At 60.3% G+C, this 14,083-nt stretch carries 11 protein-coding genes; 4 read left to right on the forward strand and 7 right to left on the reverse strand.

From position 1 onward, the window contains the following. Positions 1 to 122 precede the first annotated feature (122 nt). Both ygjG and QFI97_RS04550 read right to left on the reverse strand, forming a co-directional pair. Entirely contained in the window at positions 123 to 1,502 is a 1,380-nt protein-coding gene (gene ygjG / locus QFI97_RS04545) for a putrescine aminotransferase (RefSeq protein ID WP_095099685.1), read from the reverse strand. Between the two features lie 273 nt (positions 1,503 to 1,775). Beyond that, the gene (locus tag QFI97_RS04550) at positions 1,776 to 2,321 is read right to left on the reverse strand and encodes a PadR family transcriptional regulator (RefSeq protein WP_095099681.1); all 546 of its coding nucleotides are present in this window, start codon (positions 2,319 to 2,321) and stop codon (positions 1,776 to 1,778) included. A 236-nt stretch (positions 2,322 to 2,557) separates the two neighbouring features. Here QFI97_RS04550 and QFI97_RS04555 point away from each other — a divergent pair, with 236 nt between their 5' ends. Continuing rightward, positions 2,558 to 3,334 carry a siderophore-interacting protein gene (locus tag QFI97_RS04555; protein ID WP_189339850.1) on the forward strand — a complete coding sequence of 259 codons (777 nt, stop codon included), beginning with the start codon at positions 2,558 to 2,560 and terminating at the stop codon, positions 3,332 to 3,334. 104 nt (positions 3,335 to 3,438) lie between these two features. On the opposite strand, the gene QFI97_RS04560 is transcribed toward QFI97_RS04555, so the two are convergent. The 4 genes from QFI97_RS04560 to dhaK all read right to left on the reverse strand — a co-directional run bounded on the left by QFI97_RS04560 (position 3,439) and on the right by dhaK (position 8,320). Then, on the reverse strand, positions 3,439 to 5,094 hold the full coding sequence (locus tag QFI97_RS04560) for a glycerone kinase (RefSeq protein ID WP_346430626.1): 1,656 nt from the start codon (positions 5,092 to 5,094) through the stop codon (positions 3,439 to 3,441). 80 nt (positions 5,095 to 5,174) lie between these two features. Beyond that, positions 5,175 to 6,596, reverse strand: coding sequence for a dihydroxyacetone kinase phosphoryl donor subunit DhaM (dhaM, locus tag QFI97_RS04565; RefSeq protein WP_095099677.1), 1,422 nt, complete (start codon positions 6,594 to 6,596; stop codon positions 5,175 to 5,177). A gap of 10 nt (positions 6,597 to 6,606) precedes the next feature. Then, positions 6,607 to 7,239, reverse strand: coding sequence for a dihydroxyacetone kinase subunit DhaL (dhaL, locus tag QFI97_RS04570; RefSeq protein WP_095099674.1), 633 nt, complete (start codon positions 7,237 to 7,239; stop codon positions 6,607 to 6,609). 10 nt (positions 7,240 to 7,249) lie between these two features. Continuing rightward, positions 7,250 to 8,320, reverse strand: coding sequence for a dihydroxyacetone kinase subunit DhaK (gene dhaK, locus QFI97_RS04575; protein WP_331834931.1), 1,071 nt, complete (start codon positions 8,318 to 8,320; stop codon positions 7,250 to 7,252). A 742-nt stretch (positions 8,321 to 9,062) separates the two neighbouring features. On the opposite strand from dhaK, the gene QFI97_RS04580 reads away from it, so the two are divergent. Further along, a complete protein-coding gene (locus QFI97_RS04580; RefSeq protein ID WP_095099669.1) occupies positions 9,063 to 10,160 on the forward strand; it encodes a glycerol dehydrogenase in 1,098 nt (365 codons plus the stop codon). A gap of 103 nt (positions 10,161 to 10,263) precedes the next feature. Next, the gene (gene dhaR / locus QFI97_RS04585) at positions 10,264 to 12,177 is read left to right on the forward strand and encodes a dihydroxyacetone kinase operon transcriptional regulator DhaR (protein ID WP_331834929.1); all 1,914 of its coding nucleotides are present in this window, start codon (positions 10,264 to 10,266) and stop codon (positions 12,175 to 12,177) included. Positions 12,178 to 12,181: 4 nt separating this feature from the next. Here dhaR and QFI97_RS04590 read toward each other — a convergent pair whose 3' ends face one another. Continuing rightward, a complete protein-coding gene (locus tag QFI97_RS04590; RefSeq protein ID WP_346430627.1) occupies positions 12,182 to 12,970 on the reverse strand; it encodes a DeoR/GlpR family DNA-binding transcription regulator in 789 nt (262 codons plus the stop codon). 134 nt (positions 12,971 to 13,104) lie between these two features. Between QFI97_RS04590 and QFI97_RS04595 the strand changes: the two genes are divergently transcribed. Then, positions 13,105 to 14,082 carry an ABC transporter substrate-binding protein gene (locus tag QFI97_RS04595; protein ID WP_346430628.1) on the forward strand — a complete coding sequence of 326 codons (978 nt, stop codon included), beginning with the start codon at positions 13,105 to 13,107 and terminating at the stop codon, positions 14,080 to 14,082. The last annotated feature ends 1 nt before the right edge of the window (position 14,083 follow it).

The raw sequence follows: 14,083 nt of genomic DNA on the forward strand, positions 1-14,083 counted from the left end.
ACGGCGCATTGCATAAGGATGAAAGCCGGGCGATAACGCGTCTCCCGGGTCAGTATGGCGGAACGGCAGGCGTAAAAAAGCCCGGTGAATATCGCTTCCACCGGGCTTTTTGTTGGCTATCGTCAGGCTTCTTCCACTGAAACCCGCAGCTCGGCCAGCGCGTTCCGCGCCGCCTTCAGCACCAGCTCGCACTGCTCAAGGGTCAGGGTCAGCGGTGGTTCGATGCGGATCGTCCTCGCGTTGTTCAGGGTGCCGGCCACCAGCACCCGCTGGCGGAACATCAGGCTGGCAAAGTCATAGCCGATTTCGTTATCCACGAACTCAATGGCCATCAGCATCCCTTTACCGCGGACTTCGTTCACCAGCTCCGGATACTCGCGAGCCAGCAGGCGGAAGCCGTCCAGCAGCAGATCGCCTTTCTGCTCGGCCTGCGCCGGCAGATTCTCCGTCAGCAGAACATTGATCGTCGCCAGCGCCGCGGCGCAGGCCAGCGGGTTACCGCCGAAGGTGGTGGTGTGCAGGAACGGATTGTCGAACAGCACCGAGAAGACCTCTTCGGTGGCAACCGTCGCCCCAATCGGCATCACGCCGCCGCCGAGCGCCTTGGCAAGGCACAGAATATCCGGATGAACGTTTTCATGCTCGCAGGCAAACATTTTGCCGGTGCGGCCCATGCCGGTCTGCACTTCGTCGAAGATCAGCAGCGCGCCAAACTCGTCGCACAGCTTACGCACCGCGGGGAGATAGCCCTGCGGCGGCAGGATCACCCCACCTTCGCCCTGGATCGGCTCAAGGATCACTGCCGCGACGTCATCGCCGGTTTTTTTACACTCGCTGAGCAGCGTGCGCATGGCGTTGATGTCGCCAAACGGCACGTGACGGAATCCCGGCAGCAGCGGCATAAAAGGCTTACGGAACGTCGATTTGGCGGTAGCAGACAGCGCGCCCAGCGATTTGCCATGAAAGGCGCCGCTGGTGGCCACAAAGGTAAACTTGCCGCGCGGGGACTGGTAGGCTTTAGCGAGCTTCAGCGCCGCTTCGACCGACTCGGTGCCGCTATTGGAAAAGAAGCTGTATTTCAGTTTGCCCGGCGTCAGGGCCGCCAGCGTTTTGGCCAGCATGGCCCGCAGCGGATCGAGCAGTTCCTGACTATGAAGAGGTTGCTTAGCGAGCTGATGCTCTACGGCGGAAACAACGACTGGATTACGGTGCCCTACATTAAAAATCCCAAAGCCACCCAGACAATCAATAAACTCTTGTCCCTGAGTGTCGACAAGCGTATTTAAACTTCCCGCCTGCCACTCTACGGCTCCGTAATCCCCGCCAGCGGTAACAGATTTTCGATACGCTAAAAAACCCGGATTTACGTGCTCTTTAAAGTACTCTCTGACCTCCTGGTTAAGTGCTTTCATCTCCTCATGATCGAGCGTTTGCTTTTCAATGAGATTCAGTGCGTGTGCGCTACAGGCCAGAGCCGATGCGCTGGAAGGTAACCTGTTCAAAGTGGGCTCCTGGGATGGGCGTATCACATGATACTGAATTAAGTATTGCAGGGATTACGCCACTTCGGTGGAGGAGCTGAAAATCGGGATAAACGCAGCGTGAAAGCGCAATTGCGCAATATTTAATCTTCCGGCGATATTTTTGGCATGCTTTACTCCTGAGCGGGCGCGGCATGCGCTCTGCGGGCTCTATGCCGCATGCTTCGCCGCGGTGCGCTTTGCCCAACGCTGGGGCAGAAGAGGGCCGGCTGGCGGGCGGCACGCGGCGATAGCTTAATCGAGCTGGGAGATTTCCATCGCCGCGCGGTCGATGACGGCAATAATCTGCTTTAGCTGCGCTTCGCTGATGGCCTGCTGATTAACTTTTAAATCCAGCACGGCTTTAAAATTTTCCAGCGCCCGCTTCATCTGCGGATTTTTGCGAAGTTCGCAGCCGACCATCCGCGCCTGAAGACGCTCCTGAATGTCGGCCAGGGACTGCAGATTCTCCGCGTGCAGGCGGCGACCGTCTTCGCTAATCGAGATTTTTTTACGCCCGTTTTCCTCCTCAACGCCGATCAGCCCCTGATCCTGCAGCAGGTCGAGGGTGGGGTAGATAACGCCGGGGCTCGGGCTGTAGTTGCCCTGAGTCAGGCTCTCGATCTCTTTAATCAGCTCGTAGCCGTGGCTGGCGCTGCGGGTGAGGATATCGAGGATAACCAGCCGCAGTTCGCCGTGGCCGAAGAAACGCTGGCGCCGCCCGCCGCCTCTCCGCCCGCGATCGCCACGTTCACCGTGATGCTCGCGCGAGTCGTGCTCTTCTTCATGATGGTTGCGCATCGTTTTCTCCTGTCTGTTTTGATATATCTAATTTATATCTAAATGTAATATCATGGCAAGTTTGATTGCTTTGTTTTTATTAAGTAATTGATAGTTATTATCTTTATTTTGTTTTTTGGATTTTCATGTCTTTTGGTTTGACTATATCAAAAAAGAGCTTGCATTCTTTTTTAATGGCAATCATTATCATTTGCAAAGTATTTAGATATATCTGTTTAATTTCACGAAGGCCGCTGATGATGACAACAATGAAAAAAACGCAGTATCCGCAACGCGTACAAAACGAACTCCGTTTCCGCGAGCTCACCGTGCTGCGCGTTGAGCGCGTGGGCGCTGGCTTCCAGCGTATCGTGCTGGGCGGCGAAGCGCTGGATGGTTTCGTTTCGCAGGGTTTTGATGACCATACCAAGCTCTTTTTCCCGCAGGAGGGCGCGACCTTTACGCCGCCGCAGGTGACGGATGAAGGCATTAACTGGGGCGAGGGCGTGCGCCCGGCGAGCCGCGACTACACGCCGCTGTACGATGCCGAACGCCACGAGCTGGCCTATGATTTCTTTATTCATGACGGCGGTATCGCCAGCCGCTGGGCGCTGGCGGCAAGCGTCGGCGATAAGCTGGTGATTGGCGGGCCGCGCGGTTCGCTGGTGGTGCCGGAAGACTACGCCTGGCAGCTGTATGTCGGCGATGAGTCCGGGATGCCCGCGCTGCTTCGTCGCCTGCAGGCATTAAGCCAGCTGCCGGTTCAACCGCAGGTTACGGCGATCGTCACCATTGGCGATGAGTCTTATAAAGACTATCTGGCGGATTTTGATGGCTTCAATATCGAGTGGGTGGTGGGCCATAACCCCGCCGCGGTGGCCGAACGTCTGGCGCAGGTGAGCGTCCCGGCTGAGGATTACTTTATCTGGGTGACCGGCGAAGGCGCGGTGGTGAAATCGCTGCTTGAGCGCTTTAAAGGGGAAGAGATCGACCCGCAACTGGTGCGCTCGCAGGCCTACTGGCACAGTAAATAAGCGGATGCCATGAAGTCCCGGGCCGCGGCTAACGTCCTGTCCGGGCCGCATTGCCAAAATGCCCTGTATTCCCACAGGCGCCGTGCGCCTGCGGGAATGTTTGACTAATCCTGCCTCTCTGCCAGCGCCTTAAACACCATCGCCACCGCGTGAGCGCCCGGGTCCATATTGCCCAGCAGGCTATCGCTGTTCAGATACGATGCGCGCCCGGCGTTGGCTTTGCTGGCGTGAAGGGTGCTTTCTGCGCCGGCCTGAGCCGCAGCGAACGCCGCCTGCAGATTTTCAGGCGCGGCCAGCAGCGACGCCAGCGCCGGCTGCAGCGCGTCAATCATGGTGCGATCGCCTTCGTCCGCCCCGCCGTAAAACTTCATCTGCGCCAGGCCGGCGTTCAGCGCTTCGGCGACGCCTGCGCCCTGTTCCAGCTTCTGCCCGGCGGCGGTAAAGAAAATAGACATCAGCACGCCGCTGGAACCCCCCATCACCACGGTCAGGCGTTCGCCGATCAGCGCAAACAGGGTGGCTAGGTCGGCGAGCGGCAGCTGCTGGCGATGCAGCAGGTCAGCAACGTCGCGCGCGCCCGCGGCGAAGGTCGAGCCGGTGTCGCCGTCGCCGACTTTGGCATCCAGCGCGTTCAGGTGGGCCTCAAGGTCGGACAGCGTTGCGGTCACCTTCCCGACATAGCCCGCAACGAGGCTATTGTCTGAAGGCTGGAACTCCACGCGGCTACTGCGCAGCGAGCAGGGCATGACGCCGACGGCGCGCGGCTGAACCGGCTTCTGCCAGCTGGCGGTTTCCACCTCGGACAGCAGTGCTTTCTCAATGCTCTCTTCCAGCACGATCGCGGTAATCGAGAAGCCTTTCATATCCAGGGCGGTGACCAGCGAAGCCGGGCCAATCAGCCAGTCAATGCGCTGATGGAGCGGGGTATTGGCCAGCTCGCGGGTGAGGATCGCCATCTCCGCGACCGACACGCCGCCGAGATTATTGAGCATTACCGCCAGGCGGCCGGTTGCCGGCAGGGCCGCGGTCAGCTTCTCCGCCATCAGCTGCATAATCTGCCCGCTGTTCTGGGTAGCGATAACCGAAGCGCCGGGCTCGCCGTGAATGCCCATCCCCAGCTCGGCCCGATCCGGATGATGGCGCGGGGCCGTTTCGGCCTCCTGCGGCAGGTGGCAGCTGGAGAGCGCGAGGCCGAGGCTGCAGGTGTTGTTCGCCGCGTACTGCGCCTCGCGCAGCACGGTCGCCAGGTTATAGCCGCGTTCGGCGAAGTAGCCCGCCACTTTGTGTACCAGGATGGTCCCGGCAATGCCGCGCGGATGCTTGTTATCCGGCAGCGAAATATCGTCGCCGACAATCAGCATCTCGACGCTATAGCCCAGACGACGCGCTTTCTCCGCCGCGAGGCCAAAGTTAAGGCGATCGCCGGTGTAGTTCTTGACGATCAGCAGGCAGCCCGCTTCGCCGGTGACGGCCTGGATGGCCGTCAGCACCGCATCGACGCTCGGTGAAGCAAAAATATCGCCGCAGACGGCGGCGGTGAGCATGCCTTTACCAATAAAGCCCACGTGGGCCGGTTCGTGACCTGAGCCGCCGCCGGAGATCACCGCGACGTTGCTCTTATTCAGATCGCTGCGCACGACTACGCGGATCGCCGGATCGCTCTCCAGCCGCGCCAGGTTATTCCACGGGCTGGCGATAATCGCCCCTTCAATAACGTCGCTGACGAGGCTGGTGCGCTGATTAAAAAAGAATTGAGACATAACGGTTCCTGGAGGTTGAGCGAAAACAGAGTCCCCGGAGGCAGTGCCTCCGGCGTAAGGTCAGTGGGGCAGGCAACGGCTTACCCGCGGATAATGCGCTTTTCGGCGATATCAAGGGTGATGGCATCGCCGCCGTGCAGCGTTTTCAACGCGTCGCCCTGCTGGCACAGGCAGGCGATCCCGGCCTGGCGCGCGATAATCGCGCCGTGGGAGACGTCGCTTCCGCCCTGCAGGCAGATCCCTTTGACCTGCCGGGCGTCGAGCTGCAGTACGGTAGAGGGGAAGATATCATCGGCGATGATAATCACCGGTTCATTCACCGCCAGCGGCACCTCGCTGCGGCCCTGAAGATGGCGCAGCGTACGGTGAAGAAGATCTTCGATATCAATATAGCGCGCCTGCAGATAGGCATCGCTCAGCTGGCGATACTGCTGGCTGAGATCGACCAGCACCTGATACCACGCCCACTCGGCGCAGCACTGCTCCTTGCTCAGGATGGCGCAGGCGGCGTCATAGAGGTCCGGGTCGTCGAGCAGGGTATGGTGGCCGGAAAAAATGGCTGCGATATCGGCGGAATAGCGCTCCTCCGCCAGGCGGGTCAGCGCGTTGAGATCCGCCAGCGTCTGGTCAATGGCCTGCTTCAGGCGCCGCTGCTCTTTGGCGCTATTGGCGCTGTTTCGCCGTCTCGGCTCGGCATGCGGCAGGGGATAAAACAGCGCCTTCCCCTGGACACGGGCGGTGGAGGGGGCGGAAGCCGCCGGGGCGGCGTCCGGCTGCTCGCCAAAGTTCTCCGCCGCCAGCGCCTGGAATGCGGCCAGCGCCGCCTCGGCATCCGGCCCGCGGGCCAGCAGCCTTAGCCGGTCGTCGCGGCGCACCTGCAGCAGCGCGATTTTATTGATGCTGTCCGGCGCCACGCACTTCCCGCCTTTCTCCAGCAGCAGATCGGCGTTGAAACCGGCCAGCGCCGCCACCAGGCGCGAGGCCGGACGAACGTGCAGGCCGTTGTGGTTGCTAATCACCACCGAAACCGACCGCGCGCCGTCATCCTCGGCAAAGGGGGTCGCCTCAGGGGCGGCCTGAGCGGGCGACGGTAACCCCAGCTGAACGCGCTTAGCCTCCAGCGCATTCATGGCGTCCTCAATAACCTTGTCGATCGTTGAACCGGTCGCCGCGCTGACCGTGGCCGCCAGCGTACCTTCGACCAGCGGGGCCGCGCAGAGGCGAACCTTAGCGGCGATAGCGGGATCGAGAAGATCCAGCGCCGTCTCGGCGCTCAGCAGGGCGCTGCCGATATCCATCATCACCAGCACGTGATCGGCGTCGGCAACGGATTCAATCGCCTCCATCACCTTAATGGGATCGGTGCCGATCGGGTTCTCAGGATCGTCAATCCCGGCGGCGATCGCCAGACGGCAGCCGTCGCCGATTAACATCTGCCGGGCCAGTTCTCCGACACCTTCGCCCAGCCGGGCGCTATGAGAAACAATCACCAGGTTTACCATCGCTTTTTCCTTACTCTTTGGCTGCCGCAGCCAGCTCCTGAATCATAAACATCACCGAGGTCGCGCCCGGATCCTGATGTCCGATGCTGCGCTCGCCGAGATAGCTGGCGCGGCCTTTGCGCGCCTGCATGGTGATGGTGGAGCGGGTGGCGATTTCCGCCTGCTTGCAGGCGGCATCCAGCGCGGCGTGCATCGATAGATGCTGTTCGCTGGAGTGGCGCAGCGATTCAACGACCGGTAGCCAGACGTCGCACATCGTTTTATCCCCCGGCTCCGCCTTGCCGCGGTTGACCACGCCGTCCGCGCCTTCGCGCATCATCTGATACAGCTCGTCGAGGCTGAGGCTCTGGTGCGCCTGGGTTACCTGGGCCGCGCGGATAAAGAAGGTGCCGAACAGCGGGCCGCTGGCGCCGCCAACGTTGGAAAGCAGCGTCATCCCGGTATTTTTAAGGATAAAACCGATGTCCTTATCGGCAATAGAAGGCAGCTTTTCCACCACCTTGCTGAAGCCGCGATGCATGTTCAGGCCGTGGTCAGCATCGCCAATCTCTTTATCCAGCCCGGTAAGAAAATCCCGCTCTTTGGTAAAGATCTCGCCGCAGCGATAGAGCCAGTTAACGATCTGCGTTCTGTTTAGTGACATGTTGTGCTCCTTAATGGCCCCAGTTCAGCGCCGGGGTATGGACGGGGGCATCCCACAGGGCCAGCGTATCGTCGTCGGCTTTCAGCAGGGTGATGGAAAAGCCCACCATATCCAGAGATGTGCAGTAGCTACCGATAAGGCTGCGGGCGATAGCGATCCCGCTCTCCTCGCAGCGTTCGGCGAGGCGGTTGTAGACGCCGTACAGTTCCGATAGCGGCGTGGCGCCGAGGTTATTGACCAGCGCGATAACGCGGTCGCCGCTCTGTAGCGCCTGTTTACTCTGCTGGACGTCCTGCCAGCTGCCTTTGGCCGGGTCCCACTGGCGCAGGGTGCGGCTGTAGGTACCGTTTTCCAGCAGGGTGGCGAACATTTCGTCCACGGTCTGGTCGAGGGAGCTGAAGGCGCGGCGGTCAATCCCCGGCTCGCCGTGGATGCCGACGCCGAACTCCATTTCATTATCCTGCAGCTCAAAAGAGGGCTGCCCGGCGGCCGGAACGGTGCAGGCCGCGAGGGCGATGCCGATGGAGTGGCCGAGGTTGTTGAGCCTGCGGCCCAGCTCGGCGCAGGCTTCCAGCGAGTCGCCGCGCTCGGCGGCGGCGCCCACCAGCTTTTCAACCAGCACGGTGTTGGCTACGCCCCGGCGACCGGCGGTATAGAGGCTGTCCTTCACCGCCACGTCATCATCGATAACCACGGTGGTGACCTTGACGCCGCTCTCATGCAGCAGCTCGGCGGCGGTTTCGAAATTCAAAATATCGCCGGTGTAGTTTTTGATAATCAGCAGCACGCCTTCGCCGCCGTCGATATTCATCGCGCATTCAAACATTTTATCCGGCGTCGGCGAGGTGAAGATCTCCCCGGGACAGGCGCCGGAGAGCATGCCCTGGCCGATGTAGCCGCAGTGCATTGGCTCATGTCCGCTGCCGCCGCCGGAGAGCAGCGCCACTTTTCCGGCAACCGGCGCATCGGCGCGGGTGACGTACACCGGGTCCTGATGCAGCGTTAATTCGGGATGGGCCTTCGCCAGGCCCGCCAGCTGTTCGCTCAGGACATCTTCGACACGGTTAATCAGTTTTTTCATCTTTATGCTCCGTCGCAGTGGTTCGATGCAGCCTCTCTGCTGGCGGAGGCGGTCATCGTGTAGGGGTTCGCCAGCCGATAAGCGCTGTCCGGCGATGTAGTGATTCTGGCTGAGTTAGCGAAAAAAAAAATCTGCCCGAAGAGGGTTTCATTACGGAACGTGATTGCTGATAAATGTTCCGTAATGAAACGTTTATTGCGAAGAAAAAAGCAAAATGCGACCCAGAGCGGTTTTTTTCATACCGCCGCGAGGCGGATAAGCGGCGATGGCGAAGCGGGTTTTTAGTTTTTTTTCGCGGCCAGGGGCCGATTTCCCGGTGAGCTATGCTGTTTGCCGGGCAAATTTACGCCGCACGGGCGGATCGGGATCGCAATCCCGGCGTTTCATGATGATTAATGTTTCAATATGAAACGCAAAAAAATTTTCTCTGTTCCATATCAGAACAAAATTACGAAAGATTTTTTTGTTCTCCGCTCGCCCTACAGTGGTTGCATCGCTCCGGTAGCGCTCCCGTTCCCCTCATTAGCAGAAGGCGGAGCGGAGTGGCGCCAGGGCTCATTATGTAAAAACATGCACTTAGAGCCTATCCCATTAGGGCTATTTTACTTGCCATTTGGAACCTGGGCAGTGCTCGAAATCCTCACGTACTACGTGTACGCTCCGGTTTCTCCCGCTGTCCGTGTTCAAACTGGCTACGCCAATTACGCCTGGTGGGATAGGCTCTTATTTGAGGATGAAAGGAATGCTAAAAGTTATTCAATCTCCAGCCAAATATCTCCAGGGACCCGATGCATCCACGCTGTTTGGCGAGTACGCCAAAAACCTGGCGGACAGCTTTTTCGTGATTGCCGACGACTTCGTCATGAAGCTGGCGGGAGACAAGGTGCTTAACGGCCTGCATAGCCACAATATTAGCTGCCATGCCGAGCGCTTTAACGGTGAATGCAGCCATGCGGAAATCAACCGCCTGATCGCGATTCTGCAGCAGCACGGCTGCCGCGGCGTGGTGGGGATTGGCGGCGGCAAGACCCTCGATACGGCGAAAGCCATCGGTTTTTACCAGAAGCTGCCGGTGGTGGTTATCCCCACCATCGCCTCGACCGATGCGCCAACCAGCGCGCTGTCGGTTATCTACAGCGAAGCGGGCGAGTTTGAAGAGTATCTGATCTATCCGAAAAACCCGGATATGGTGGTGATGGATACGGCGATTATCGCCAAAGCGCCGGTGCGCCTGCTGGTGGCCGGGATGGGCGATGCGCTCTCCACCTGGTTTGAAGCGAAGGCCTGTTTTGATGCCAGGGCAACCAGCATGGCGGGCGGGCAGTCCACGGCGGCGGCCTTGAGCCTGGCGCGCCTGTGCTATGATACGCTGCTGGCCGAGGGTGAAAAGGCGCGTCTTGCCGCCCAGGCGGGGGTGGTGACCGATGCCCTGGAACGCATCGTGGAAGCCAATACCTACCTCAGCGGTATCGGCTTTGAAAGCAGCGGCCTCGCCGGCGCGCATGCGATCCATAACGGCTTTACCATTCTGGAAGAGTGTCACCATCTGTACCACGGCGAAAAAGTGGCGTTTGGTACCCTGACCCAGCTGGTGCTGCAAAACAGCCCGCTGGAAGAGATTGAAACGGTGCTGAACTTCTGCCAGAAAGTGGGCCTGCCGGTGACCCTTGCGCAAATGGGCGTGAAGGAGGGCATTGAAGGGAAAATTGCGGCCGTGGCGCAGGCGACCTGCGCGCCGGGCGAAACCATCCACAATATGCCGTTCCCGGTTACCGCCAGCAGCGTCTACGCCGCGATTCTGACCGCCGACCTGCTGGGGCAGCAGTGGCTGGCGCGGTGATAGCGTGCCGGTAAGTCTCTTCTCTGGAGAGTAAAGAGACCTCTTCTCCCCTTCGGCAGCTTCTGCCGGAGGGGTTGTCGTTTTTAACACAGCGGAAATGGATATGACTGCGCAGACTCAGAGCTTTTCTTCGGTGATAACCCAGTCATGGCATCGTTGCAGCAAGTTTATGCAGCGGGAAACCTGGCAGGCGCCGCACCAGGCGCAGGGGCTGACGTTTGAATCCATCTGTCGGCGCAAGACCGCGCTGCTGACGATTGGCCAGGCCGCGCTGGAGGATGCCTGGGAGTTTATGGATAACCGCCCCTGCGGGCTGTTTATCCTCGATGAGTCCGCCTGTATTCTCAGCCGCTGCGGCGATCCGCAAACCCTTGACCAGCTTGCTGAGCTGGGCTTTCGTGACGGCAGCTACTGCGCGGAAAGCATTATCGGCAGCTGCGCGCTCTCTTTGGCCTCCATGCTCGGACAGCCGGTGAAAACCGCCGGCGACAGCCACTTTAAGCAGGCGCTGCGGCCGTGGTCGTTCAGCTCGACGCCGGTGTTTGATAACCACGGCCGGCTGTTTGGCTCTATCTCGCTGTGCTGCCTGACGGAACAGCAGGCGACGTCGGATTTATCGCTGACCCTCGCGATTGCCCGCGAGGTGGGGAACTCTCTGCTGACCGACAGCCTGCTGGCCGAGTCCAATCGGCACCTTAATCAGATGTACGGCCTGCTGGAAAGCATGGATGACGGGGTGATGGCGTGGAACGAGCAGGGGGTTCTGCAGTTTCTCAACGCGCGGGCCGCGACGCTGCTGCATCTCGATGTGCAGGCCAGCCAGGGACGCAATATTAACGAGCTGGTGACGCTGCCGGCGCTGCTGCGCAGGGCGATTAAGCACGCGCGCGGGCTGAATCATGTGGAAGTCACCTTCGAAAGCCAGCACCAGTTTGTCGATGCCGTGATCACGCTGAAGCCGATTGTCGAAGAGCAGGGCAACAGCTTTATTCTGCTGCTGCACCCGGTGGAACAGATGCGCCAGCTGATGACCAGCCAGCTGGGCAAGGTGAGCCACACCTTTGAGCAGATGTCGGCGGACGATCCGGAAACCCGGCGCCTGATTCATTTTGGCCGCCAGGCGGCGAGAGGCGCTTTTCCTGTGCTGCTGTGCGGGGAAGAGGGCGTCGGCAAAGAGCTGCTCAGCCAGGCCATCCATAATGAAAGCGAGCGGGCGGGCGGCCCCTATATTGCGGTGAACTGCCAGCTGTACGCCGACGGCGCGCTCGGGCAGGATTTTATGGGCAGCGCGCCGACCGACGACGAAAACGGCCGCCTGAGCCGGCTGGAGCTGGCCAACGGCGGCACCCTGTTTCTGGAAAAAATCGAGTACCTGGCGCCGGAGCTGCAGTCGGCGCTGCTGCAGGTCATTAAGCAGGGCGTATTAACCCGCCTCGACGCCCGGCGCCTGATCCCGGTGGACGTGAAGGTGATCGCGACGACCACCGTCGACCTCGCCAACCTGGTGGAGCAGAACCGCTTTAGCCGCCAGCTGTACTACGCGCTGCACTCGTTTGAGATCGTGATTCCCCCGCTGCGGGCGCGGCGCAACAGCATCACCTCGCTGGTGCATAACCGTCTGCGGAGCCTGGAAAAGCGCTTCTCGTCGCGCCTGAAGGTGGACGATGACGCCCTGGCGCAGCTGGTGAACTACTCCTGGCCGGGAAATGATTTTGAACTGAACAGCATTATTGAAAACGTCGCGATCAGCAGCGACAACGGGCACGTTCGCCTGAGCAACCTGCCGGAGTACCTGTTTACCGAACGTACCGGCACCGACACTTCCTCTTCGCTGCTCCCCGCCAGCCTGACGTTTAGCGCCATTGAAAAAGAGGCGATTATCCACGCCGCCCGCGTGACCAGCGGCCGGGTCCAGGAGATGTCGCAGCTGCTGAATATCGGGCGTACCACGCTGTGGCGCAAGATGAAGCAGTATGACATCGACGCCGGCCAGTTTAAGCGTAAACATCTGGAGTAGACGCCTACTCGCCGTACGGCGTCAGGGCAACGGCGGCGTCGCGGCACAGCCATTGCGTCCGGCGCTGGGCCAGCCCCGTCCGCTGCTGCGCCGTCGGGGGACGCTCGCTGACGACATAGTCAAAATCGCCGACGTGGCCGTTGCGGCACAGCGCCGTGCGGCCAAACTTGGTGCTGTCGATTGCCAGCACCGTGACGTCCGCGCCGGCGGTTAACGCCCGCCGCGCCACCACTTCATCATCGTTAAAATCGTACAGCTCGCCGGCTTCGTCGATGCCGCCGACGGACACCACGCCAATATCAACCCGGTAGCGGCTAAAGAACGCCAGGGCGTCGCCGCCGATAATATCCAGATCGCGCTTGCGGATACGTCCGCCGGCTATCGTCAGCGCACAGTCGGGAAGCTGGCTGAGGGGCTGCGCCGCGTGCAGGTTATTGGTGAAGACGGCGAGAGAAACGCTCTTCGGCAGGGCGTGCGCCACCATCTCCACCGTGGTGCCGGTGCCGAGGAAGCAGCTTTGCGCCCCGCAGAGCAGCTGCGCAACCTGCTCGCCAATCCAGCGTTTGCCGTTGATATTGACGATCTCCCGCTGCTGATAAGCGATGTTTTCGCGCGCGAAAGGCGCGACCAGGCCGTGGCGGCGCAGCAGCAGCCCCTGCGCCGTTAAGTCACGCAGATCGCTGCGTATGGTCTGCAGCGATACGCCAAAGTGTCTGGAGAGCGCTTCAATGCTGATTTCGCCGCGTTCTGTCGCCAGCGCGACAATGGCGCTGCGACGGGTTTCCGGTGTCATATTCCCTTCCTGCCACGCTATTTTCGGCCATGCTAGCGCGGCAATGTGAAGCTATGACTACGAAAGAAGGTGGTCATATTTTTGTCAGATTCCCCTGTTTTAATCGTCGCAACGAAAACACCGGGGACGGAACGATGAATAAAAAAAACGCGCTGGCGGCGATGCTGCTGACCATCATGAGCGCATCGGCTTTTGCCAAATCGACGCTGACGCTCTATACCAGCCAGCCCAACGAAGACGCGCAGACTACCGTCAGCGCCTTTGAAAAAGCGCATCCCGATATTGAAGTGAAATGGATCCGTGACGGAACCACCAAGCTGACCGCCCGCCTGCAGGCCGAGCTCGCCGCCGGCGCCGCCGCGCCGGACGTGCTGCTGATCGCCGATAGCGTCACCATGGAGGCCCTGAAGCAGCAGAACTTACTGGCCGGCTATCGCTCGCCGCAGGCCGCCCGCTTTGACGCTCAGCTGTACGATAAAGACGGCTACTACTACGGCACTAAGCTGATCACCACCGGCATCGCCTGGAATACCAGAGCGCCGGTTAAACCGACCTCCTGGCTGGATCTCCTGAAGCCGGAGCTGAAGAATATGACCACGCTGCCCAGCCCGCTTTACTCCGGCGCGGCGCAGATCCATCAGGCCACGCTGATGAACGCTCCCGATCTCGGCTGGCAATACTACGAGAAGCTAAAAGCGAACGGCGCGATGCCGCAAAGCGGCAACGGCGCGGTGATGAACGCCATCGCTTCCGGCAGTAAGGCCTACGGCGTGCTGGTGGACTACATGGCCATTCGCGAAAAGGCCAAGGGCGCGCCCATCGAATTTACCTTCCCGAAAGAGGGGGTCAGCATCGTGACCGAGCCGGTGGCGATGCTGAAGAACGCCAAAAACCCGCAGGCCGCGAAGGCGTTTATCGACTTCTTACTCTCGACGGAGGGGCAGAGGCTGGTGCTGCAGCAGGGCTACCTGCCGGCCGATGCTTCTCTGCCGGTGCCGAAGGGCTTCCCGCCGCGCGACAGCATTAAGCTGATGCCGTTCGACGCCGCCAAAGCGCTGGCCGATACCGAGGCTAACAAAAAGCGCTTTGCCGACCTGTTCGGCAGCCGTTAAT

This window comes from Klebsiella scottii (genome assembly GCF_036561945.1).
Classification (GTDB): domain Bacteria; phylum Pseudomonadota; class Gammaproteobacteria; order Enterobacterales; family Enterobacteriaceae; genus Klebsiella; species Klebsiella scottii.